Annotated in this window: 19 protein-coding genes and 5 pseudogenes; 7 read left to right on the forward strand and 17 right to left on the reverse strand. The window is 68.8% G+C overall.

Going from position 1 to position 23310, the window contains the following annotated elements:
* Positions 1–820: 820 nt before the first annotated feature.
* On the forward strand, positions 821–1063 hold the full coding sequence (locus tag ABTZ58_RS33105) for a hypothetical protein (RefSeq protein WP_351365050.1): 243 nt from the start codon (positions 821–823) through the stop codon (positions 1061–1063).
* A gap of 175 nt (positions 1064–1238) precedes the next feature.
* On the opposite strand, the pseudogene ABTZ58_RS33110 reads toward ABTZ58_RS33105, so the two are convergent.
* A pseudogene (locus ABTZ58_RS33110) lies at positions 1239–1659 on the reverse strand (ATP-binding protein).
* A 161-nt stretch (positions 1660–1820) separates the two neighbouring features.
* On the opposite strand from ABTZ58_RS33110, the gene ABTZ58_RS33115 reads away from it, so the two are divergent.
* Positions 1821–2189 carry an STAS domain-containing protein gene (locus ABTZ58_RS33115; protein ID WP_351364901.1) on the forward strand — a complete coding sequence of 123 codons (369 nt, stop codon included), beginning with the start codon at positions 1821–1823 and terminating at the stop codon, positions 2187–2189.
* A gap of 682 nt (positions 2190–2871) precedes the next feature.
* Here ABTZ58_RS33115 and ABTZ58_RS33120 read toward each other — a convergent pair.
* Complete coding sequence (locus tag ABTZ58_RS33120; RefSeq protein WP_351364904.1) at positions 2872–3720, reverse strand: helix-turn-helix transcriptional regulator; 849 nt, start codon at positions 3718–3720, stop codon at positions 2872–2874.
* 139 nt (positions 3721–3859) lie between these two features.
* On the opposite strand from ABTZ58_RS33120, the gene ABTZ58_RS33125 reads away from it, so the two are divergent.
* Positions 3860–4639, forward strand: a complete 780-nt coding sequence (locus tag ABTZ58_RS33125) for an NAD(P)H-dependent oxidoreductase (RefSeq protein ID WP_351364907.1) — start codon at positions 3860–3862, stop codon at positions 4637–4639.
* Positions 4640–4760: 121 nt separating this feature from the next.
* Here the strand turns inward: ABTZ58_RS33125 and ABTZ58_RS33130 are convergent, their stop codons facing one another.
* Both ABTZ58_RS33130 and ABTZ58_RS33135 read right to left on the reverse strand, forming a co-directional pair.
* Positions 4761–5813 (reverse strand): tyrosine-type recombinase/integrase, encoded by a 1053-nt coding sequence (locus tag ABTZ58_RS33130; RefSeq protein ID WP_351364910.1) that lies wholly within the window; start codon positions 5811–5813, stop codon positions 4761–4763.
* Positions 5814–6132: 319 nt separating this feature from the next.
* Positions 6133–7164, reverse strand: coding sequence for an aldo/keto reductase (locus ABTZ58_RS33135; RefSeq protein ID WP_351364913.1), 1032 nt, complete (start codon positions 7162–7164; stop codon positions 6133–6135).
* A 153-nt stretch (positions 7165–7317) separates the two neighbouring features.
* Between ABTZ58_RS33135 and ABTZ58_RS33140 the strand changes: the two genes are divergently transcribed.
* Positions 7318–7911, forward strand: a complete 594-nt coding sequence (locus ABTZ58_RS33140; protein WP_351364916.1) for a TetR/AcrR family transcriptional regulator — start codon at positions 7318–7320, stop codon at positions 7909–7911.
* 185 nt (positions 7912–8096) lie between these two features.
* Here the strand turns inward: ABTZ58_RS33140 and ABTZ58_RS33145 are convergent, their stop codons facing one another.
* The 5 genes and pseudogenes from ABTZ58_RS33145 to ABTZ58_RS33165 all read right to left on the reverse strand — a co-directional run bounded on the left by ABTZ58_RS33145 (position 8097) and on the right by ABTZ58_RS33165 (position 13239).
* Positions 8097–9491: a Tn3 family transposase gene (locus ABTZ58_RS33145; protein ID WP_351364919.1), complete on the reverse strand. Its 1395-nt coding sequence runs from the start codon at positions 9489–9491 to the stop codon at positions 8097–8099.
* Positions 9492–9683: 192 nt separating this feature from the next.
* Positions 9684–11195: a DUF4158 domain-containing protein gene (locus tag ABTZ58_RS33150; RefSeq protein ID WP_351365026.1), complete on the reverse strand. Its 1512-nt coding sequence runs from the start codon at positions 11193–11195 to the stop codon at positions 9684–9686.
* A 147-nt stretch (positions 11196–11342) separates the two neighbouring features.
* Positions 11343–11555 (reverse strand): annotated as a pseudogene (gene tpg, locus ABTZ58_RS33155) (telomere-protecting terminal protein Tpg); the annotation flags it as partial.
* Positions 11556–11831: 276 nt separating this feature from the next.
* Positions 11832–12179 carry an ANTAR domain-containing protein gene (locus ABTZ58_RS33160; protein ID WP_351364923.1) on the reverse strand — a complete coding sequence of 116 codons (348 nt, stop codon included), beginning with the start codon at positions 12177–12179 and terminating at the stop codon, positions 11832–11834.
* Positions 12180–12780: 601 nt separating this feature from the next.
* The gene (locus ABTZ58_RS33165; RefSeq protein WP_351364926.1) at positions 12781–13239 is read right to left on the reverse strand and encodes a winged helix-turn-helix transcriptional regulator; all 459 of its coding nucleotides are present in this window, start codon (positions 13237–13239) and stop codon (positions 12781–12783) included.
* A 109-nt stretch (positions 13240–13348) separates the two neighbouring features.
* Between ABTZ58_RS33165 and ABTZ58_RS33170 the strand changes: the two genes are divergently transcribed.
* The 3 genes and pseudogenes from ABTZ58_RS33170 to ABTZ58_RS33180 form a co-directional block, all read left to right on the forward strand.
* A complete protein-coding gene (locus ABTZ58_RS33170) occupies positions 13349–14506 on the forward strand; it encodes an MFS transporter (RefSeq protein WP_351364929.1) in 1158 nt (385 codons plus the stop codon).
* A gap of 53 nt (positions 14507–14559) precedes the next feature.
* A pseudogene (locus ABTZ58_RS33175) lies at positions 14560–14855 on the forward strand (helix-turn-helix domain-containing protein); the annotation flags it as partial.
* A pseudogene (locus tag ABTZ58_RS33180) lies at positions 14828–14932 on the forward strand (IS5/IS1182 family transposase); the annotation flags it as partial. The pseudogenes ABTZ58_RS33175 and ABTZ58_RS33180, both read left to right, overlap by 28 nt.
* 126 nt (positions 14933–15058) lie before the next feature.
* On the opposite strand, the gene ABTZ58_RS33185 reads toward ABTZ58_RS33180, so the two are convergent.
* From ABTZ58_RS33185 to ABTZ58_RS33220, 8 genes and pseudogenes are all read right to left on the reverse strand, one after another.
* Positions 15059–15406 (reverse strand): hypothetical protein, encoded by a 348-nt coding sequence (locus tag ABTZ58_RS33185; protein WP_351364932.1) that lies wholly within the window; start codon positions 15404–15406, stop codon positions 15059–15061.
* Between the two features lie 1491 nt (positions 15407–16897).
* Positions 16898–17488: an isochorismatase family protein gene (locus ABTZ58_RS33190; RefSeq protein WP_351365029.1), complete on the reverse strand. Its 591-nt coding sequence runs from the start codon at positions 17486–17488 to the stop codon at positions 16898–16900.
* 40 nt (positions 17489–17528) lie between these two features.
* The gene (locus tag ABTZ58_RS33195; RefSeq protein ID WP_502996168.1) at positions 17529–18437 is read right to left on the reverse strand and encodes an urease accessory protein UreD; all 909 of its coding nucleotides are present in this window, start codon (positions 18435–18437) and stop codon (positions 17529–17531) included.
* Positions 18434–19132: an urease accessory protein UreG gene (gene ureG, locus ABTZ58_RS33200; RefSeq protein ID WP_351364937.1), complete on the reverse strand. Its 699-nt coding sequence runs from the start codon at positions 19130–19132 to the stop codon at positions 18434–18436. Before ureG ends, ABTZ58_RS33195 begins: the two co-directional genes overlap by 4 nt.
* A 30-nt stretch (positions 19133–19162) precedes the next feature.
* Positions 19163–19837, reverse strand: a complete 675-nt coding sequence (locus ABTZ58_RS33205; protein ID WP_351364940.1) for an urease accessory protein UreF — start codon at positions 19835–19837, stop codon at positions 19163–19165.
* A 75-nt stretch (positions 19838–19912) separates the two neighbouring features.
* Complete coding sequence (locus tag ABTZ58_RS33210) at positions 19913–21751, reverse strand: urease subunit alpha (RefSeq protein ID WP_351364943.1); 1839 nt, start codon at positions 21749–21751, stop codon at positions 19913–19915.
* Positions 21735–22397, reverse strand: coding sequence for an urease subunit gamma (locus tag ABTZ58_RS33215; protein WP_351364946.1), 663 nt, complete (start codon positions 22395–22397; stop codon positions 21735–21737). Before ABTZ58_RS33215 ends, ABTZ58_RS33210 begins: the two co-directional genes overlap by 17 nt.
* A 313-nt stretch (positions 22398–22710) precedes the next feature.
* Positions 22711–23085 (reverse strand): annotated as a pseudogene (locus tag ABTZ58_RS33220) (hypothetical protein); the annotation flags it as partial.
* Positions 23086–23310 lie beyond the last annotated feature (225 nt).

The following is a 23310-nucleotide window of genomic DNA, read 5'->3' on the forward strand; positions in this document are numbered from 1 at the left end:
CTCGAAGTACAGCCACCGATCTTCGTCCTCGTAGTAGGTCCGGAACCAGGTCATCATGCCGCAAATACTGACCCACGACCTTGACCGAAGACATAGGGGCACCCCCCCGCCGCCACAACTCCCCGTGCTGTCTTGGTCCTATGGGCATCATCGAAAACCATCCGATCATGCTAAAAGCATGCCCGAAACAGCCATGCCGAAGGTCGAGCTCCCACCGCCAGACCGCCATCGCCAGGCGGGACGAGTGCTGCCATCAAGAAAGCGCCGCCCCCGGCTGCCTGCCACCGCTGGGTCACTGAAAGCCGTGCAAGTCGGCTGACTTACGAGGTCTCCCCGGCCGCCTTCGGCGGGCCACTCCTTCACCACCTGCACTCCACCCGGCAACGTGCGCCTGGCAAGATGTGGACGGCGTCGTGGTTCTCGTGGACAGCCAGCAGGCGCACCAGGCTGCGGAACACGGCGCGGCGTGCGTCTCTCGCCCCTGTGTCCTCGACCTCGTCGCAGAGACCGCTACCGTGCCCCCAGGCGATTGACGCGTACAGACGGCGCCATGCACCGGGCGCGGACTGGGTACGGCTGGTTCCGGTCCATGGCCGACGGCTCATTTCCTGCAGGTCAAACTTCCGGCATCTCGGCCCACACACGGGCGGCCATTGCCTCAGCCTCGTCCTGCGGTGTCCCCGCCCGCACCAAGATGATCCCCCGGGACTGGTCCGGGAACGTGACCTCCCGTATTGCCGTACCCAACGGGCCCGTCGGATCGTCCGACATGACGCCTCCCTTCGGCGGCTGCCGCCCACGTTGAAGGGATGCTGACCAGATGACGAGGACCCTCGCCCAGACGGAGGACACTGGGGCGCAGGCAGCATGGGATCACCTGCATCTGACGGACACCCAGCAGCACGGTTCCGGCAAGGACGTCGCGCTCTACACCACCGCCTCCGTCGACGCGATCGTCCCCGCCCACCCCGAGGTCGACTGGGAGCAGCTGCGCACCGTGGAGAAAGGCCGGCGCTCGCCGCTCGCGTCACTGCGCCCGAAACCGGCACCCGCGCAAGCCTGATGCAGGTGCAGCCCTCCGCACCCGGGTTCGTGGCCGCTCCGGGTGCGGAGAGTGGTCACAAGCAGCGGCTGCTCACCCCCGGGCCCCAGGGCGCGGGGGGTGCGTCGGGGCGCGGGTCGACCAGGGCATGGCCGCCGTACCACTGCGGCTGCCCGGTGGTCAGGACGACGCCGTCTTACTGGCCGGCAATGGCGCGGTCGGGGATGTCCAGGAGGGCGAGGCGGGCGGTGATGCGTTTGCCGACCGGTTCCGCTTCGCCTCGAAGCCCTGGGCGACGGCCAGGACGATCTCCAGGCCGTGCTGCCCGACCCGGCCGGTGTCCGCGGCCCGCGCGATCAGCAGTTCCGGGTCGGAGTCCCACACCACGATCTCCACCGTCTCGCCGGTGACCCGCAGTTCCATCAGCACCGGGCCGGGCGCGTACTTGCGGGCATTGGTAACCAGTTCACTGACCACCAGCTGGGTGAGGTCCACAGCGCGTGTCGCCAGGTGGCGGCCTGGGCGATGACCGTGCCGTCGCCTTCCAGGGCCACCGTGGTCTGCATGGTCTGCTCGCCTGGTGCGGCGCCGTCCTCATCCACAGGGACTGCTTCCATCACGGCCCGCTTTCGCCACCCCGTTCACCCACCGCGCGTACCCGCGCCCGCGCGGTACACGCTCCACTGTCCTGCGCCGGTTCCCCACCGGCACAGGAGCATCGCCCGGACGTGCAGGGCAGCACTTCAGGCGGAAGGTCTTGGTGTGTAAGTATCACCGAATGGCTGAGGGGCGAATGACGGACACCGAACAGGTCGGCGGACTGTCGGTCGTGGCCACCGCCACGGACGGCATCCGCATGCTGAACCTGACCGGGGAGATCGACCACCACACCGGCAACCAACTGCGCCGCGCCCTGGACGTCACCGGCACCGCCCGGCCCCGAATCGTGATCGACATGCGCCGGGTCACCTTCATGGACTCCACCGGCATCAACATCCTCACCGCCGCCTACCAGGCCGTGACCGAGGCCAGCGGCCGGCTCCGCCTGGCCGCACCCACCGACTCCGTCCTGTACGTCCTGCAACTCGTCGGGATCGACGACGTCATCGACTGCCGCGAAACCCTCCGCCAAGCTCTCGGCAAGTGAGCACTCCCCGAGGCACCGCGCAGCGGGGTCCGGCAAGGAGGCCTTGGCCCCCGCAGCACGTGGGGCGCGCAGCGCCCGCAGGGGCCGCGCAGCGAGGGCGGGAGCGCAGCGGACGCCCGGTGCCCCTGCCGCGTGGCAGGCGGCGGCCGGTGCCGCGCCCCGGCCCACCCACCCCGGAAAAAGAGGGCTGTGCCGCCCTGACGCCCTGCTGCGCCGCGGTTGAGCGCAGTTCCCGACCACTGCGCCGCAGGGCTTGTGGCGGGCGTTCAGGCGTCGGACAGGCTCTGGGTGGGGTGATAGTCAAGGGTCGGTGCCGAGGGGCACCCTGGAGGATGTGGTGAGCAGGAAGGCCCCCCGGTGCCGTCAGTGCGGAACGCTTCTTCCCGATGGGTCGAGGAAGAGCCGTCGGTACTGTTCGGCGAGGTGCAGAAGGAGGGCCTGGCGCACGATGAAGGCTCGCCGCGAAGCGATCGAGGCCGACGGGGCGGCACTGGAAGCGCTGCTCGAAGGTCGTCGCCATCCCTGGCCCTGGCTTTGTCCACGAGAACGGACAGCAGATGTACAGCACTTTGGGAGGCACCCTGCCGCACACGGAAATCGAACTGTCCAGCAGACTCGGCAGCGGGCTACACCATCCCGGCTTCTTGCATGGTGGGGGTTTCCGGCGGTGGGGGGCACTGAGTTACTCGCGGATCTGGGCGTTCACCTTGGGATGTGCATCACCGTTGTCCGCGCCCAGGTTGGCGAGCAGGCGTAGTCCGTCCTCGGCGGGGCTGGCGGGGGCCGCGTACAGCACCAGTAGCTCGATGCCTGATTCGTTCGGCAGCGCGAAGTTCTCATGGTGCAGTTCCAGCAGTCCGACCAGAGGGTGCCGGTACGTCTTGCGTCCATGGGTGCGGGCGCGCACGTCCGCGCGGGCCCAGAGACGGCGGAAGCGTTCACTGCCCATCGCCAGCTCGCCGATGAGTGAGGCCAAGCGGGGATCCTCGGGGTATTTGCCAGCGGCCAGGCGCAGGTGCCCGACCGCGTCGAGGGTGCAGTTCTCCCAGCCCGCGTACAGGCCGCGCTCGGCTTCCTCAAGGAAGATGTGCCGGGCGGTGTTCAGGCCCGGCATCGGGCGGCCGTAGAGGAGTTGGGCGAGGCGGTTCCCGGCGAGTACGTCCATGCGGTGATTCATGATCAGCGCCGGTGCGTCAGAGACCAGGTCCAGGACGCGCAGCAGCTCCGGCCGGACCCGCCCGCTCGGTGCCTTCGCGTGGTGGCGGCGCTGTCGGGCAAGCCGGTAGAGGTGTCCGCGTTCGGTCTCGTCGAGGTCGAGGACACGGGCGAGGGCGTCGAGGACCTGCTCGGAGGGCTGGGTCGCGCGGCCCTGCTCCAGGCGTACGTAGTAGTCGACGCTAACTCCGGACAGGTGCGCGACCTCTTCGCGGCGCAGCCCTTCGACCCGGCGGCGGTTGTCGGTGGGGATGCCGGCGGCCGCCGGGTCGACCCGGGAACGCCGGGTCCGCAGGAAACCCGCGAGATCGTCCATGTGCCCAGTATGGCTTCGGCAGGGGCCCGTGAGGGTGGTCCTGCCGTTACCAGGAAGTCCCGTCCGATGGATGAGGAGCCCCTGAATGCCGGACGGCGGGACGTCCAGGATCGGAGGCATCCGATCCGAAGGAGTTCCCATGAAGACGCTGATCGTCTACGCCCACCCAGAGCCGAAGTCGCTCAACGGCTCGCTGAAGGACCTCGCGGTGTCCACCTTGGAGACCGCCGGGCACGAGGTACGGGTGAGCGACCTGTACGCGATGAACTGGAAGGCGGTCGTGGACGCCGCGGACTACGGCCCCCACGCCTCGGACCCGTTGAAGGTCGCCCTCGACTCGGGCCGGGCCTTCGACGCCGGGGCGCTCACCCCTGACGTCCTAGCCGAGCAGGAGAAGCTGCTGTGGGCCGACACGATCATCTTCCAGTTCCCGCTGTGGTGGTACACGATGCCCGCGATTCTCAAAGGCTGGGTGGACCGGGTGTTCACCTACCACTTCGCGTACGGCGTCGGCGAGCACAGCGACACGAAGTACGGCGAGCGCTTCGGCGAAGGCACCCTAGCGGGCCGGAAGGCTCTGCTGTCGGTGACCGTCGGCGGCCCGGAGCCGCACTACGCCGCTCGCGGGATCAACGGCCCCATCGACGATCTGCTGTTCCCGATCCAGCACGGCATCCTCTACTACCCGGGCATTGAGGTGCTGCCGCCGTTCGTGCTGTACGGCGCCGACCGGACGACCACCGAGGACTACCCGGACGTCGCCAAGGCCTGGGAGCAGCGCCTGCTGACCCTGGAGTCGACCGAGCCGATCGCGTTCCGGCGGCAGAACTTCGGCGACTACGAGATCCCCTCGCTGTACCTGAAGGAGGGACTGGAACCGGCGGGCCGCACGGGTTTCGGGCTGCACGTGCGCGGTTGACCGCCAGCGATGGAACAGGACGAACTGAGGCGCGGACCCGAGAGCAGCGCCTAGAGGGGGCGTGACCGAGATTCGGGTCAAAGGGGCAACGGGATGATCTTGAAGCCCTGAGCGCTCGGACTCACTTGCGACGGCGAGCGGCGGGGTCTCGCTCGGCGACGTGTCGGGCGACCGCGTCGACGCCGGGGCGGGCGTACCGCTCCAGGGAGCGGACGGACGCGTGGCGGGAGCGGGCCAGCAGCATCGGCGTGGACGTGCCGTCTTCGGCGTCGTGTGTGAGGGCGCTGTGGCGGAGCCGGTGAAGGGTCCAACCGTCCAGGTCCTCGATGTCTTCGGGTGAGGCGAGCGGGTTGGCCAGCAGCCGGGTGTTCTCCTCGAAGACCTCCTCAGCCCGGCGGTAGGAGAGCCGGGCCCGGCCGGTCTCCGGGCACACGTCGAGCGTCGGTGTCCCGGCGGGTGCCTTGCGGTCGGTGAGGAACAGCGGGCCGCGGGTGCGGCGGGCGATCAAGCGGGGCAGCAGTTGGGCGGTGCCGGACTGCCAGTGAATCCACTCGGTCGCCCTGCCCTTGGCGGTGATCTTCCCGCGCTTGTCCTGCGGGTACAGGTCTTCCACGTTCAGGCACAGCACCTCGTCGGCCCGCGCCGCCGACTCGTAGAGCATCTTCCACTGCGTCTTCTCTCGAATCCCGACGTCCAGGCGCCACAGGGCGGCGATCTGGTTCTCGGCCAGGGCCTTGGTGCGGTCGGGCGGTGCCGGCCGCCGCTCGATGCCGATCGTCGGGTCCCCGTCGATCCAGCCCTGGCGCTGCCACCAGCCGATCGCCTTGCGCGCGATGGACAGTTCGCGGTTGACGGTGTCGGCGTCCATCTCGTCCGCCCGAGCCGCCGCCAGCTCGGCCAGCACTTCCGGCACTGCCGGGTCGTCGATCGCGGCGACGGGGAAGACGGGTGGCTTCGCGCCCCGGCGAGCCGGGCCGGTCGGCGCCGGTTCGCCGGCGAGCATCCACCCCCACGTTGTCAGCGAGATCCGGTAGATCCGCGCGGAGGACTTCGCGATGCCCGCGCCGGTGAGGTAGCGCTCTACCGCCGCGGTGTACGACGCAGGCGGGGCGGACAGGGGCACGACTCGGGCGCGCGGCAGCCGCACCGCGCCCCCGCCTCCGAGTTCGGTCACCGGTTCGATCGTCACGCCCGTCCCGCCCTTCCGGCACTGCCGCAGTAAATGCGTACACCTCACCCCGGCGGCCGGAATCGTCCGCCGCAGGTCGCGACGATCACGGTAGAAGGTCCGCCGCAGTAAATCCGGCATTTACTGCGGCAGATTACTGATGGACCGCCGGGTGATGAAAGTTCCGTAAGCCGACCATGAAGCGGAATTACTGCTACCGCCATCCATTGCCCGTTGGTCCTCATCCATGGCCCAAGGCTGGAGCCTCATGCTGAGCTACTTGTCACTTCGCAGCAGCTTCGGGATGTCGCGCACGTGGAGGCTGTTACTGGGACGATCGGCGGCGCCGCAGGGACGGGTCGAGCAGCGCGGGCGGGGTGTCGTTCTTCTCGTGTGCGGCGAGGTCGGTGCCGGGGGTGACGATGGCGTCGATCGCGTCGAGTACGTCGGCGGAGAGCGTGATGTCCGCGGCGGCAAGCTGCGAGTGCAGGTGGTCCAGTGTGCGGGGGCCGACGAGCGCGCTGGTCACGCCGGGGTGCGTGGTCACGAAGCTGAGCGCGAGCTGGATCATCGTCAGGCCCGCCTCGTCGGCGACCTTGGCCAGTTGCTCGACGGCGTCGAGCCTGGCCCGGTTGGAGGGAATGGCGGTGTCGAAGCGCTGCGGCATGAACGTTGAGCGGCTGGTGGTGATCTCACTGCCCTCGCGGATCGCGCCCGACAGCCAGCCCGAGGCCAGCGGGCTCCATGCCAGCACACCGAGCCCGTACTGCTCGGTCACGGGCAGCACATGGGCCTCAATGCCGCGCTGCAGGATCGAGTAGCTGGGCTGTTCGGCGACGTAACGGCTCAAGTGGTGCTCGCGGGCGGCCCACTGGGCTTGCACAATGCGGTAGGCCGGAAAGGTCGAGGAGCCGAAGTAGCGGATCTTTCCAACGCGCTGCAGGTCGGTCAACGCCGACAGAGTCTCTTCGTCGCTGGTGTTCGGGTCCCACCGGTGGATTTGGTAGAGGTCGACGTGGTCGACGCCGAGCCGACGCAGGCTGTCCTCCAGCGCGGTGACCAGCCAGCGGCGCGAGCTGCCCTGGCGATTGCGCTCGTCGCCCATCGGCATGGTCGCCTTCGTGGCCAGCACGATGTCGTCGCGGCGGCCCGCGATGGCCTTGCCGACCATTTCTTCCGACTCGCCGCCGCTGTACACGTCGGCAGTGTCGATCAGGTTGATCCCCGCCTCCAGGGCGGCGTCGACGATGGCGGTGACCTCCTCTTGGGTGGTGCGCCCGATCTTTCCGAAGTTCATCGCTCCGAGCGCGAGGGTGCTGACTTGCACACCGGTGCGGCCCAAGGTGCGGTACTGCATGGCCGTGTCTCCTTATTTGGGTGAAGCGTGATGCATTGCATGGCTTGGTTGCCGGGCCCTTGCTCTGACATCATGAGCAAAACGGAACCATGTTCCGGAACAATACGGAACCTTGTTCCGCTTTTGCAAGCGGTGAGTGGAAGGAGCGGCGCGGTGAACGACAGCGACGAGGGTGCAGGGCAGGCGGCCCCGGCCAGGCGGAAGGACGTCCGGCGCAACCAGAAGGCCCTACTCGATGCGGCCGCCGCGGTCTTCGTCACGTCGGGCGTGGAAGCGCCGGTACGCGAGATCGCGGCCAGGGCCGGCGTCGGGGTGGGCACGATCTACCGCCACTTCCCGACGCGAGCGGACCTCATCATCGCCGTCTACCGGCACCAGGTCGACGCCTGCGCCGAGGCCGGTCCGGCCCTGCTGGCGACTAGCCCTTCTCCGCACTCCGCACTAGGGCGGTGGATCAACCTCTTCGCTGATTTCCTGGTCACCAAACACGGACTCGCCGCAGTGCTGCAGGCCGACAACGCCAGCTTCGAGGCGTTGCATGCCTACTTCCTCGACCGCCTCGTACCCGTCTGCACCGAGCTGCTCGAAGCCGCAGCCGTCACTGGCGAGATCCGCCCCGACATCGATGCGTACCAGCTCATGCGCGGCGTCGGTAACCTCTGCATCGGCGCGGACAGCGATCCCCGCTACGACGCACGCCGCATGGTCGAACTCCTCGTCGCAGGGCTGCGCCGACCACACCACTGACCTCGGCGACATCGCGCGTGCGGCTCTACTGAATCGCGAGACTCACGCGGCTTGGCCGAGGCCGGCGGTGGTCAGGTCCTGCTCGCGCAACGGGGTGAAGTCGACGTCGAGCTTTGGGTTGTACGCGTCGGGCTGGATGCCGAGCTCGTGCGTGCTGTACTCGCCGAACCGGTTGATGTGCTCGGTCAGGTACGGCGAGATGTGCGCCAGGTCCTCCGGGTCGATCGCCCATCCCTCCTCAGCAGCTGGCGGACGATCTCCGCGATATCCAGGGCGTTGTGGAAGATCACCGCGTTCGTGAGCAAGGCGTTGAACTTCATCGCCTTCTCCTGCTCGATCGGGTCGTTGTCGGCGATGACGCCGCGGTTGCCGAAGCCGATCCACTGGGAGAAGCCGTTGAACGACTCGACCTTGTTGGTCGCCGCGGTCACCCGCCGACGCAGCGGTGCGTCGGAGAGGTAGCGCAGGAGCTGGACGGTGCGGATCACGCGGCCGACCTCGCGGAACGCGGCGTAGGTGGCGTTCTTCCTCGACCCGGAGCGCAGGCACTTGAGCAGTGTGGAGGAGGAGATGGTGCCCTCGCATACGGAGACGGCCACGCGCATCAGGTGGCGGAACTGGGACTCGATCAGGTCGAAGTCGATGACGTGCTTGCCCGGCTCCCCGAACAGGGCGTCGATGTGCACGTACTCCGTCTGCTTGCTCGGCCGGTAGAAGGTCAGTTCCTTCCAGTTTCTGATCCTGGGCATCAGATCGAAGCCCAGCAGGTGGGCGAGCGCGAAGACAGGGAAGCTCTGGCCTTGGGTATCCGCGTGCACGGTGGTCGGCTGCACCTCGCTGGTGTTCTTCAGCAGGCCCTCGATGATGTAGACGGCCTCCCACACCCCGCACGGGATGAAGTGCGTGAACAGCGCGATGTAGGTGTCCGAGACGTGGTGGTAGGCGATGCCGCCCGGCTTGCCGTACCGGACGCTCGTCTCGGAGAGCAGGTTGTCGAGATAGGTGTCCATGTGGGTGCCGTCCGCCGCCACCGTGGTGCCGTCGCCCCACGCCTGCGAGATGTCCAGGCGGGCATGCGCGTTCACCAGGTCGGCGATCGCCTCGTTCAGCAGCACGATCGAGAAGTGCTTGTTGGCGACGTACGACAGCTCGTGCCCGCTCACGCCCGGGATGTGCCGGGCGGCCTCGGACGGGCCCATGTTGGTGCCCTTGACGAACATGACGATCACGTAGCGGCCCAAGGGGTCGGTGAGCTTGGGCTCGTTGCCCGACGGCGGGCCGAAGCGGCGCCACCACTCCACCCAGTACGCGGTCCGGGCCACGATCCCCATCAGGGAACGCTCCGGCATCCTCGCCTTGATCTCCTGCTCCAGCCGCTTCGCCGAGGGCCGCTGACCGTCAGCCCGGAACGCCTTCAGCAACGGGATGCCCGTCTCCGGGTCGATGACCAGGCCCTCGTTCTCCGGGTACCCGGCATCGGCCGCCGCGGCGGCACTTCGCAGCTTGTCCTCCAGCTGCCGGCGGAAGGACTTCGCGTCGAACTCGGCGCTCTCGCCCGGCTCGGCGAGGCCGACCTCCACCAGGTAGGACCCCAGTGTCTCCTGGACGGTCTCCCAGTCCAGCAGCTGCTCGGACTAGTCGGCATACTCCTCCGAGCCGACCACCGCCACGTCGCCGGTACGCAGCTCCTCGGCGAGTGCGGTGAAGACCATCGCCTCGAAGTGCTTGCGGACGAACTGCCCGGTCCGGGTCTTGTCGAGGACGGCCTTGCGCTAGTTCTGGGTGGCGAAGGAGATGTCGACCTCTTTGCCCTCCTCGTTGAAGGCGGTGATGTACTCGCCGCGGGCCGCCTGGTGACGCTGGGCGTGTGCCAGCGCGTCCAGCACCCGGTTGTCCTCGCTGGTCGCGGTGAACACCAGGTTCTCTGCGCCGGCCAGGTCGAACATCACCGCCCGGTCCCGGCCGATCTGCCCATACAGCAGCACTTCCCAGAAGTTGCCGTGGTGGGCGGAGACCTTCTCGATCTGCTCGTACTGCCCCGCGAACCCGCCGAAACCCTCCACCGCCCGCCTGATGGCGCCGAGCCCGCCGGCCTGCACCACCTGGGCAAGGACGGCCGGGGAGACCCTGCCCTCCAGCCTTGTGGCGACCTCGTCCACCGACGCATCCTCGTCCAGGCCCTCCAGCGCCTGGCGGACCTCGGCGGTCATGGCCGCAGCCTTCGTGAGCGCCTCCTGGGCCGGACCGCCCGCATCGATGTACTTGAGCACCGTGCGGTAGTTCCCGATCAGGGCCTCGACGATCTCCCGCTCGGCGAGCCGGATCTCCTCCAGCTCCGCCTTGGCCTTCTTGATCTTCGTCGCCACGCGCTTGCAGAACATCGTCGCGAGGTCGTCCCGTACCCGCATCCGCGCCTTGTGCGTCAGGGCCGCGACCAGCGCGATGCGCTTGACGGGGACGAAGTCCCGCAGCTCCGAGGCATCTGCCGCGTCCGCCTCCCCGGCAAAGTCGGTGATCTTCCCCGCGGCGACTCCATCCATCCACACATCGCTGTCGCCAAGACCGTCCAGCCATTCCAGACGCTTGGTCAGGTTCTTGAAGTGCGACCAGGTCGGGCCCTTGGCGGGCTTCTTCAGCCGGTTGAACAGCATCGTCCCGTCGCTGTCGCGCTCCTCCAGCAGCCGCATGAGCCCTGCCCGCTGAGCGGTGCTCATGCGGTCGTGGATGCCCGTGCGGATCGAGACGTTCACCTCGGTGCGGATCTTCGAGGCCATCTTGTCGAAGGTGGAGAACCCGGGCAGCTCCAGCCCCGCCTCCACTACCTTCTCCAGCGCGATGTTGATCAGATCCGCCGGGCGGTTCTTCGCCGCGGCCTCCTTGCGGATCGACTGCTCGACGATCCCCCGGGCCATGGCCTGGTCGTACGTCACGCCGACCCGCTTACGGACCAGGCCACGGTGATGCTTCGCCGTCCTCTCCGCCCGGTACACCGGCAGCGTGCCCTCCGGCAGCTCCACCGCCCGCCGCACGAAGTCCACCACCATCACCGGGACGTCCTCCAGCGCCGGGAAACACCCCATGCGCCGGTACGACTTCAACATCGCCAACAGGGCCAGCAGATGCTCATCGCAGTCTGTGGCATCAGCCGCCCACTGAAGCTCATCGCGAGTCGGCGAGAAGAACAGATGCAGCTCATGCGCGGTGATCAGCCGCTTGAACCGTGGATACGCGGTCCGTTCGATCGATGCCACAACCCACCCCAGGCCCCAGACGACGCTCAACATCACCACCAACGACACTGAGCCGAATGGGTGACGGCCGACGGCGCTCAGGGCTTCAAGATCATCCCGTTGCCCCTTTGACCCGTATCTCGGTCACACCCCTAGAGGTCGATTCCCAGCTGCTCGATGTCGGTGAACCACACGTCCAGGCCGGATGCGGGCGTCGTCGGTGGTGCCGGGTGCGGCGGTGAAGCCGAACCGGGCCCGGACGTCGATGACGAGGCCGGTGTTGGTGGCTGCCTGCTTGCGGGCCTGGGCGCGCACCCGCGGCTGCCAGCACTCGCGGACGGAGTCGGCCAGGCGCTGGGCGAGGTCGGCGCGAGGCCGGCGGATCTGGTCTTTGACGTACCGCTCCACGGTGCGCCCCGGCCCACCCACCCCGGAAAAGAGGGCTGTGCTGCGCCCTGGTTGGAGGCAGTGCCCGGGCACTGCGTCGTGGGGCCCGTGGCGGGCTTCCAGGCGTCCCGTGAGCCGCAGGTCGTGGGCAGCCCTACAAGAGCCGCGGGCGGGATAAACTGATGGAGTCCTCTTCGTGAGGACCTTTGGTTGGCCGGTGCCCTTGCCACCCGCTTCGGCGGATTGGGTACCGGCCGCTCTCGTCTGTCGATAGACGCTGCGCCGAGCGCTGGTCTTGGCGTGTCAGTCGGGTTGGTTCTGCCTGGTGCCGGTTCGTGGGTGCCGCTGCAGGGCCTCCTGTAGCTCTCGGTCGAACGGCGGCGGCAAAGGCTCCTCGCACAGTGCCCACTCGATGACTGCTTCGGCGACCACGTGCAGCTTGATGTTGGTGTGCTGGGACACCTCACGCAGCACGTCGAAGCCGACCGCGGGCTCAAGCCGGTGCACGGTGAGCAAGACGCCGATGGCCTGGTCGACCCTGGCGTGGGATTCAACCGCATGGCGCAGCCGCGCGTTCTCCCGCTCCAGCCGGGCCACCACGTCCTCATGACCGTTCACGGGCATGCGGTGCTGTGGGCGGGAAGTCGTCATCGCCGGGGTCTCCATCGTGGGGGCGAGGGCTGCTTCCAGTACGCCTGCCCGGTCACGGAGCCACAAGACCTGCCACCTGCGCGAAGATCACATGCAAGCCGTGAGGGTTCTTCGCCGGCCGTGCCATCCGGCCGGCGAAGAACCCGAGAGGCTACGTCCCAACCCCTCACCTGCCGAGTCACCCTCAGCGGTGCGCCGACACGCCTGTGCGGGATGAAGCGCGGCCTGGCTGTGAAGATCCAGTGCGCGAGCGTGACACACCGCTTGGACGTGTCGCTGAAACCGGGCATTGCGCCATGAATGCCCCCCTTTGCAGATGCGTGAACAGGGTGTCCGGCCTTGCCTCGGTCCGGCCCCTGGCACGGCGCCCGGCCCCCATCTCCTCGCGGGGTTCGGGCGCCAGCTGCACATAAGCGCCTGCTTGTTGCGGGCCAGGAGGTTGTTGACGCTGGCCGTACGGGGCCGCAACCGTCGGGCTTGCTCTGCGCCAACGGCGCCGTGACCCACGGAGAGGCGTTACCCCATCATCTCGCGGTTGTCGCGGCGTTGATGGCGGAACACGTCGCCGGCCGCCGGAAGTGTCAGGTGGCTTCCTTTGTGGTCAGCAATCGTGCAGCACAGAGGTCGTATCGACATCCACAGGCCTGCCGTGCGCGTCGGTGGGACGCAGCTCTGGGATCGGGAGACCGCTTTCATCAACGAGAACCGAGTGAGTTTCAGCTGGCGCGAAGGCGTGCCGTTCGCCCCACTGACGCGCAGCCACGATGACGGTGAAGAGGTCTCGGCCCGCCTCTGTGAGGACGTAGTTCTGTCGCCGCCCCGTCGGGGCGGTCTGCCGATCGAGGATCCCTCGTTCCACCAAGCGACGCAGCCGGTCGGTGAGGATGTTGCGCGCGATTCCGGTGCGGTGTTGGAAGTCGGTGAATGCTCGCGCACCGTCCATCGCGTCGCGAATGATCAGCAGGCTCCATCGATCTCCGACCAGGTCGAGGGTGCGCGCGACGGGGCAGGCGGGGTCGGTCCAGGACATCCCCTCGGCACGGGGCGCTGTGCGAGCCATCACTCCTCCTGAAGAGTTGCGGATTGAAACCATTCTGCCGTACCTTCATTTTGGTTGCAATTTGCTACTCATAGGAGGGGTGTTGGTGAGTCTTACGTCTGGCCGGAGGATGCTGTTCGCCGTGATCTGCGCGGTCGCGGTCGCGACGATCTACGTCGCGCAGCCCGTACTGGCCCAGATCGGCGGTGACCTGGGCCTGCCGGAAGCCGACTTGGGATGGATCGTCACCACGGGGCAGCTCGGCTACCTGATCGGCTTGGCACTTCTTGTCCCTCTGGGGGACATGTTCGACCGGCGCAAGCTCATTGCCGGGCATCTTCTCCTCGCTGCGGTCGGCATGGCACTGGCCGCAGTCGCTGCCCAGCTATGGCTCCTGCTTGCCGGGCTGGCTCTCGCCGGCCTGTTCGCGGTCGTCGTTCAGACCACGGTGGCCTTCGCCGCCGACCTGTCCACGGCAGCGGAACGCGGCCGCACACTCGGAGCCGTGACCTCCGGTGTCATCATCGGCATTCTCGGAGCACGCGTGCTCGCTGGCAGCCTCGCTGCACTCTGGGGATGGCGAAGCATCTACGCGGTATTCGCCGTGCTCCTCATCGCGCTCTCCTGCTTCGTGCTGAAGCTCCTACCATCCGACCCGCACGACGTCCGGGCCACGTATGGCGCGGTGCTGATCTCGCTGGGTCGCCTGTTCCGTGAGCGCCTGTTCGTCTCGCGGGGACTGATTGCATTCTTCCTGTTTGCTTCCTTCGGCGTGCTGTGGAGCGGCCTGGCTCTGCCGCTCGCAGCCGAGCCATGGCACCTGAGCACGGCCCAGATCGGCCTCTTCGGGATCGCCGGGCTCGCCGGGGCGCTGGGCGCCTCTCGAGCCGGGCGGGGGGCCGACGCCGGCCGCGTCAACGTCATCACAGGCGGTGCACTCGTGCTCCTGGCCGCTTCATGGTTGGCGACCGGACAAGCGTCCTGGTCGCTCTGGGCGGTCGTCGTCGGCGTGATCGTCCTCGACTTCGCGGTGCAGGCAGTACACGTCAGCAATCAACACCTGCTCACGGCCGCATATTCGCACCAGACGAGCAGCGTCATCGGCGGCTACATGCTCTTCTACTCCTTCGGCTCCGCCGTCGGAGCAACCGGCACCACCGCGGTGTACTCCGCCACAGGGTGGGCTGGATCCAGCCTCCTCGGCGCCGCCTTCGCCCTCTGCGCACTCATGATCTGGGCCGTCAACCGACAGGCAGCCGCCGACACGCAACGAGACGTGCTCGTGTAACTGCCTCGTCCTGTCCCGCGAAGCCCCGGCCTATATGGAAGGCGAATCAATACATGACCCATGCGAACGCACCGCTGTCCGTGCAGGGTAGGCGCCGGTTGATCGAGCGGTGCCAGACGCGGCCGATCGCTCATGTCGCCGCAGAAATGTTCATTTCCCGTGCTGCGCGTCGAAATGGGTCAACCGCTACCGCCAGCACGGTGAACTCGGTCTGCTTGACCGTTCCTCCACACCTCGACGCCAGCCGACAGCGACCAGCTCCCACGTCGTGGCCACGATCGAGGCACTCCGCCGGGCAGAGAAATGGTCGGCATCCCGGTCATACGGCCGCAGGGTGGCGGGCGGCGTCGGGCCGGTGACCGCGAATGCCTGGCAGTGGTCATCTTCGTGGCCACATCGGGCTGCACCGGGCGGCAGCTGTCGCCAGTAGTGCTGGGCATCGTCGGGCAGTGGGCACCGGGTGCGGTGCGCACCACGGTGGCGTCCATCGTGGTGCGCACCGGAGTGGAGGCCACTCAGTGGGCTCCACCGAGTGGACGGTGTCCGACATCGTCACCACAGCCAGGCGTTGGAGTGCCGCAGCCGGGACAGGGCGCGGGCGTCGCGACGTGCGGCCGCGCTGCCGATCCGGTTCTGCCGGGAGTGGGGCCGGCGGGACTGTCCGGTGGCGAGACGACGCCGCCCGGCTTTCTGGAGTCGCCGCTGCTGCTTGCGCAGCTCCTGCTTCTTCGCCGCCTTGGACTTCGGCTTCCGGGGGCGCTTCCAGATCGGCTGCCATCCCAAGGGCTCATCGGGCTCGGGCTCTTGATCCTCGGTGAGCGCGGCGGCCATCTTCGCGCAGGCCGCGTGGGCGCGAGCGAGGACGTCCTCAAGGCTGGGTTGTTCTTCCGGGGTGCTCACGTGACTCCTCCTGTGGTCCGGCCCGGTGTGTGCTGGGTGCCGGGGCTGGGTGTGACGCGGGGCCGCCGCCGGGGCGGGCTGCGATCGGGGGCCGTGGGCGAGGGCGCGCTCCCGCTTGCCGTCCTGGAGCTTTGCGGCCAACTTCGCGGCGGCTTCGAAGGTCCGGCGGGTCTGCTCCACCGTGTCGACGCCGGTCTCCGGCTCCAGGAGGCGGCCATCCTTCCGGCCGGAGCGCAACGGCCGCAGGTGCGACCCCGAGGCAGCGGGCACGGCGACGGTGCGCGGCCGGGCGCGGAGCGCCCAGGCGCTCCGCGCGGCGCACCACGTGGACCCGGGCGGCCAGGACGGCGGAGGCGGGCCCGCTCGTACGGCGAGGCGGTCCGCTTGCGAGTCAGCGGGCGCAGCACGGCCTGGTCCTCGGTGTCGCGGCGGGCATGACCCGACTCATCACGGTGGCCGCCATGGCGGCCACCGGACCGTGACCGCCGCGCACGCCCCTGCCGCGGAGTGCGCGACGTACTGGCGCGCGGTCCAGCGCGTCGCGGTCCGCCATCCCGACCACCTGGACGGGCCGGTCGCCACCATGCAGTCATCCGTCCACCACCTGCGCCGCGGGGAGGTCGTGTGCTCCTGTGTGAACTCCATCGGCCGCAACAACAGCGGCCCGGCCTACCGGGCCTGCGGGGGTGAGGGGCACGTCTGGCGTGTCATCCCCGGCGGCCAGGCGCGCGGTGATGGCGTACTGGCCCGCCCGGCTGCCGCCCACTCCCCGGACGCTGCTGCGTCTTGCGACGGGGCCCTCGGGCGTCCGGCCACCAGGGTCCCTCGCAGACTGCCGCCGTGCAAAACCGAAGGCCGCGCGGGAACGAGGGCTGTCCGACTTCATCCACGCGTGATTGCGCCGGCTGTGGACGGCTTCACGAGCCCGCCTATATGGCGAGCCGGCTCTCGGCAATGTCGTGGCAGACAGCCGCAACATGCATGCAGACTAGGGGGTGCCTGCGCCCGCTTGGCGGGTCATCGAGGACCTGGCGGGCCCAGCGCGTCCGAGGGCTTCGTAACGAGGCCGGCCTCCATCTGATCCGACGGGTCGCAACTGCGGTCGGTGGCGCCGTCGTCGCGTACGGCGGCCTCTGGATCCAGTCGCGCTGACAGCCGCCAGAAGAGCGAAGTGTGGCCGATGGCAGCCTGTATCGTCGTCGGTCCGCTGCGGGCGATCCTCTATGGCGTTTAGAGACGGCGCAGCGTTCCGAGAACAGCGCGGGCCTGGCATCGCCTTCCTGCTAGGCCCGCGTCTTGCTCTGCCGACGGTGGCATCGGGTTGGTCTGCGGTCAGTCGCTGGTCCAGCGCGGCACTTCCGATGTTATCGATCAGGCCTTGTAAGCAGGGCCCACCGGGTCGGCTTCACAGCCGGGCACGGGGGCGGGGAAGGTCAGGGCCGCGGAGGACTCCGAGCGGGCCCCACGGGACAGTGCGCTGTCGCGGTGGCGCTAACTTTCCGCAACCACCGGTGTGCCGGACAGTTCAACCCCCGCTCGCCGGAGTTCGTCCCGGGCCTGCTGGATGGTGTCGCGGTGCACGCCGGCGGTCAGGTCGAGCAGGACGCGCGTGGTGAATCCTGCTGCGGCGGCGTCCAGGGCGGTGGCTTTCACGCAGTGGTCGGTGGCGATACCGACGACGTCCACGGCGGTGACCCCCTGCTCCCGCAGCCACTCGGTCATCCCCGTCCCGTTTTCGTCGGCGCCTTCGAAACCGCTGTAGGCGGCCTCGTAGGCCCCCTTGTAGAAGACGGCGTCGACGGCATGTACCGCGGGGAGGAAGTCCGGGTGGAATTCGGAGCCTTGCGTACCGGCCACGCAGTGCACGGGCCAGGAGGTTTTGAAGTCGGGGGTGTCGGAGAAATGGTCTCCGGGGTCGATGTGGTGGTCGCGGGTTGCCACGACGTGCTGGTACCCGGCTTCCGCCGCGCCTCCGACCAGGTCGCGGACTTTTGCGGCGATGTCGGCTCCGCCCGCAACAGCGACACTGCCGCCTTCGCAGAAGTCGTTCTGCACGTCCACCACGATCAGTGCTCGTCCCATGTTCCTGTCTTCCGGTTCGGTGTTCACGTCGTTCTCGGATCTACGGCTGGCCTTCGGCGTCTGGTCTCGGTGTCTCGTAGACGTATGCCAGGGCGGTGTCCAGGAGGTGGCGCAGTTGGGCCGGTGTCGGGGCGACGGCGGTGGCGATGAGCGCCTGGTGGTCGGCGAGGGGGGTCAGTACCGCGTGTCCCTCTGCCGGATCGTCGCTGACGACGTGTGGTTCCTGGGGCGTGTGCAGCTTCGGGTCGACCAGCAGGAGCTGTCCGGTGGCGTGGTGACTTCCGAGGACGGCGGGGCCATCCCATGCCGGTGCCGGGTCGCCGTAGGCGGTGTGCTGGTCGAGGAGCGGTCGTCCACCGCGGCGGACGGTCAGCCGGGTGGTGAGGTGGCCCGGCGGTTCGCCCGAGCGGCCCAGGAGCTGTTCTTCTCGCATGAGCAGGTGGGAGGTGGGGGCGAGGTCGACGGCGAACGCCTGGTGCAGGGTGCTGTCCCGGGTACTGATCAAAGGCTCGGGCAGCCAGTGCAGGGACGCGTCATCGTCCACCCTGATCCGTACGTCGTAGGTGGCTGGGGTGGTGGTGGGGCCGCGCAGGGCGATGGTGGCGGCTGCGCTGGTCACCTCCAGCCGGGCGCGTGTCTCGACGGTGATGTCGAGGGCGAGCCGGTCTCCGCCGAGCGGTGCGCTCATGGCGGCGAGTACGCACACGCGTGCCTGTTCTCCGTGGGACCGTAGCCGGCGCAGGTGGAAGGGGCCGTCGTTGTGGAGGAGGGGGACGGTTGTGGTGCGGCCGTTGTGGGTGGCCCGGATTCGGGCGGTCGCGGTGACTGCGGACGGGTGCGCCGGGACGGGCCCGGCGGGACGTCGGCCGTGTGCCCCGCCGCCGGCTTTGAGGGGTTCATTGACCGGCGCCGGGATCGCGGTCGGCGTCTGCGCGGTGGTGACGTTCACCGGGTGGATCCGGTGGTGTGCCAGGCGGTGAGGCAGCCGGTGACCCAGTCGGCGACCGGTTGGACGCCGTCGGTGCTGGTGAGGCTGGTGAAGGCGTACGGAAGGTCTTTGCGCTGCTTGCGGGTGTCGGTCCTCATGGTGTCCAGGTCGACGCCGACGTAGGGGGCCAGGTCGGTCTTGTTGACGACGAGGAGGTCGGCGGTGGTGATGCCGGGGCCGCCCTTGCGGGGGATGTCGTCGCCGCTGGCCACGTCGATGACGAAGACCTGGGTGTCGACGAGGCCGCGGGAGAAGGTGGCGGTGAGGTTGTCTCCGCCGGACTCGATGAGGATCAGGTCGAGCGGGTGCAGCGTCTGTTCGAGGTGCTCGACTGCTTCGAGATTGGCGGAGATGTCGTCGCGGATGGCGGTGTGCGGGCAGGCTCCGGTTTCCACTGCGGTGATCCGCTCCGGTGGCAGTACGGCCTCGCGGCGCAGGAAGGCGGCGTCCTCCTGGGTGTAGATGTCGTTGGTGACCACGGCGATGGAGAACCGGTCGCGCAGGGTGCGGCACAGTGCGGCCACGGTCGCGGTCTTGCCCGAGCCGACGGGCCCGCCGAAGCCGATACGCAGGGCGCGGCGGCTGCCGTCGGCGAGTAGCGGCTCGGCGCTGTGGGTGTGGCGGTGCGGCATGGTCACGGGGTGGTCGAGATGCACAGGGATGCTCCAGGCGCTGGTCAGGGCTGGTCAGGAGGCGAAGAGCCGGACGGTCCAGGCGGCGTGCTGCTCACCGGTGATGTCCAACAAAGGAGCCGAGGCAGCGGGCAGGGCGGCGGTCCCCTCCGCCGCTGTCCGCGTCGCCGCGGCGGTCGCGGTGTCGGCGACGGCGTCGAGTTCGTCGGCGAGCCGCGCCAGGACCGCGGTGGCGTCGAACGGGTCGAGGCTCAGCAGGCGCACCGCGGCGGTCGCCGGACCGCTCACGCTTTCGTAGGCGGCGGCCTGTGCGGCGTCGAGTGAAGTGAGCTGGGCGGCCCTGGCGGTGACGCCGAGCACGACCGGCTGGTGGGCGCCCTGGGGCCGGTGGCGGGCGAGGTGGTCGAGGTCGGCGCTGGGCCAGGTGGCCCGGGCCGCGCGCATCAGTTGCCGGCCCAGGCGGCGTGAGATGCGGCGCAGCGCCGGTACGGGGGTGCGGGTGTCGGCGGCTTCGTCCAGGGCGAGGGCGTCGTAGCCGTCGGCGGCGGCTGCGGCGAGGCCGGCCGCGACCAGTCCGGCGGTGTGCAGCCGCCCTCGGCAGAATGCCTCCAGGCTCGCGGTGTCGTGGACCCGGCCGGAGGCGACGGCGGCCTCCATCCCGCCGGAATGGGCGTGCCCGCCGGCGGGGAAGCGGCCGTCGGCAAGGACGAGCAGGGCAGTGCGGCTCATGGGGCGGCGGGACCGCCTTTCGCTAGGAGGTTCCGGTGCCGTCCGCGCGGGCGTGACCGGCACCGGCCGTGGTGGTCAGAACAGGAAGTAGCGCTGCGCCAGGGGCAGCTCGGTGGCGTAGTTGCGTCCGACTTCGTGCCCGTCGACCGTGGTGCGGACGTCGGAGGTGGTTGCACCGCCGATGGTGACGTCGAAGGTGTCGGGGTCGATGTCGATCTTCGGGACACCGTTGTTGTGGATCATGTCGGCCTTGGTGACCTCCCGGGTGGAGCGGATCGCGCGCAGGGGCTTGAGCAGCCCGATCGCGGAGAGTTCGCCGTCGAGGGCGGCCTCGGCCACGAAATTGAAGGAGTTCGCCGCCGGGGCGCGGCCTTGGAAGCCCCAGACGGGGCGCGGGAGGTAGGGCTGCGGGGTGGGGATGGAGGCGTTGGCGTCGCCGATCTGGGCGTAGGAGATCTGGCCGCCCTTGATCACCATGTGCGGCTTGACGCCGAAGAACTTCGGCTCCCACAGCACCAGGTCTGCGAGTTTGCCTGTCTCGACGGAGCCGACCTCGTGGTCGATGCCGTGGGTGATGGCCGGGTTGATCGTGTACTTGGCGACGTAGCGGCGGGCCCGGAAGTTGTCCGCGTGCGCGTCGTCCTCGCGCAGATGACCGTAGCGGGACTTCATGACATGCGCGGTCTGCCAGGTCCGCATGATCATCTCGCCGATGCGGCCCATGGCCTGGGCGTCGGAGGACATCATCGAGATGGCGCCCATGTCGTGCAGCAGGTCCTCGGCGGCCATGGTGGAGGGCCGGATCCGGGAGTCGGCGAACGCCATGTCCGCCTCGACCTCCGGATTGAGGTGATGGCACACGATCATCATGTCGACGTGCTCCTTGACGGTGTTGACCGTGAAGGGCCGGGTCGGGTTCGTCGACGCGGGCAGCACGTTGGGCTTGCTGGCGAGGCTGATCATGTCGGGGGCGTGGCCACCGCCGGCGCCCTCGATGTGAAAGATGTGCAGGCTTCGGTACTTGGCCTTTTTGCCCTTGCGGTCCTTCCTGGTCGCGGCGAAGGTGCTCTGGACGAAGCCGGCTTCGTTCAGCGAGTCGGCGTGCAGCGCGACCTGGACGCCGGTCTCCTCGCACACGGTCAGCGCGGCGTCGATCACCGCCGGGGTGGCACCCCAGTCCTCGTGGATCTTGAGGCCGAGGGCGCCGGCCGTGATCTGGTCGTGCAGCGCCTTCTTCGAGACGGTGCTGCCCTTGGCAAGCAGGCCGATGTTCACCGGGAAGGCGTCCAGGGCCTCGAACATCCGCTGGATGTGCCACTTGCCGGGCGTGACGGTGGTGGCCGTGCTGCCCTCGGCCGGGCCGGTTCCGCCGCCGATCAGCGTCGTCACACCCGATGCCACCGCCTCGTGGATCTGGTTCGGGCAGAGGAAGTGCACGTGGGTGTCGACGCCGCCCGCGGTCAGGATGCGGCCCTTGCCGGAGATCACCTCCGTCTCGGGCCCCACGACGAAGGCCGAGGCACGCGGGTCGTCGTTGTCGGGGGGCGTCATGGTCTCCGGGTTGTACGCCTTGCCGATGGCCCGGATGCGGCCGTCGCGCAGCCCGACGTCGGCCTTGACCACTCCCCAGTGGTCCAGGATCAGCGCACCGGTGATCACGGTGTCCACCGGTTCGCGGGGGTCGTCGCGAGGGATGTGCGACTGGCCCATCGACTCACGGATCACCTTGCCGCCGCCGAAGACCATCTCGTCGCCGCTGCGTCCCGGGCCACCGCACCAGTCCGCGTCGATGCGCAGGACGAGATCGGTGTCGGCCAGCCGGACCCGGTCGCCGGCGGTCGGGCCGTACAGGTCGGCGTAGCGGGAACGCGTCAGTGGGTCCCAGGGCTTGTCCTTCTTAGCCTTGTCCGGCATCGAGGTGCTTCTCCTCATCACTCTTGTCGGCCTGGAGCCCGTGGACGATCCGCTCACCGGTGATCGGCACGAGCATCACGGTGCGCTTGTCACCGGGCTCGAACCGTTCGGAGGTGCCGGACGGGATGTGCAGCCGCATCCCGCGGGCCGCCTCACGGTCGAACTTGAGTCCCTCGTTGGCCTCGGCGAAGTGGAAGTGGGATCCCACCTGGACCGGGCGGTCCTTGGGGTTGTGCACGACCAGCGACACGGGCGTCGCGTCGTCGTTGAAGGCCACCCGGTGTCTGTCCTCGTCCGGCAGCAGTTCCGGCTTGCCGGGGTGGACGTCCACCTTCGTGGACGCCTCGTCGAACGGCTTGCTGATGGTCACCAGCTTCGTGCCGTCCGGGAACGTCGCCTCGACCTGGACGTTGTCGACCATCTCCGGCACACCGTCCATGACCTCGCTGCGTTGCAGCACATGGCGCCCGGACTCCATCACCGCGTCGACCGTCGCCCCGGCCCGCGCCTCCTCGTAGACATGCGCCGTCAGCAGCGCCATGACCTCGGGATAGTTCAACAGCAGACCGCGCTCACGCCGCCGCTGGGCGACATCGGCCGCCACGTGGATCATCAGACGCTCTTGCTCGTGCGGAGTCAGATGCATGCCGGTCCCCCTCTCGTGTTCGCCAGTTCACCTGTGCGGCATCCATCACGAAGCGGCGTGACGTTGCCGCCCGTCGCACCTGCCGCAGACCGATCTTGCGAGAGGGAAAGACGCACGGGCGGCGAAACGGGCCGATCGGCCCTGATGGAGTGAAGCGGGGGCATAGAGCGCATATGGGAGCGCAGCACCGCGTACATCATGGAGATGCGACAGCGGCCTCCGTGAGTACACCTCACTGTCTGCCACGCGGTGGAGACGGTTCGCTGCCTGGCGCCCCACTTCTGAGACTGATCACCCCGGCGTGGAGGGGCCATCACCCGGGCGCCATGGCCGGAGAAACCCGATGACAAATCCCGTTCGGCGGGCTGCATCCGCCAGGACCTGTTTCTTTGACCGTCACATGCACCGCCTGCGGCCGCCCGCCGATCACCACCAGAACAAGCGCCGGAACCTGGTGAAGCGCTACGAGGTGCCGGCCCCGGGCGGTGGTCCCGAGGCCGGGGCCGGCATGGGACGGAACGGCGAGCGGGCCTCCCAGGTCCTGCCAGTCCGCCCAGCCCGACCCTTCGGTCCATGACCGGAACGTGATCTTGTTGGTGGTGCCTCGGGCCACCACCGTCAACCGCTCCGCCACCCGCGATGCCGCGCTCGGCACGGAGATGATCACTCCGCCGACGTCTTCCCAGTCGCTCCAGGTTCCCCATGCGCAGTGGTCTCCCCTTCATGGTGCGGTGTGGTTGCGGCACCTCATGCCGCCGACGCCCCGGTCACGAGCGCCGCCGAACCGGATGCTGCGCCGTTCATACAGCGGGCGAACCGGTCAAGCGGAGCGGTCCATTCGGCCGGGTGAATAGGCCCCTATCGGACGCCATCACGGCCCGGCGTCTGCTAGTTCGCCGTCGCCGACGGTGCG

Origin of the sequence: Streptomyces sp. NPDC094143, assembly GCF_040303825.1 — a bacterium.
Lineage (GTDB): Bacteria > Actinomycetota > Actinomycetes > Streptomycetales > Streptomycetaceae > Streptomyces.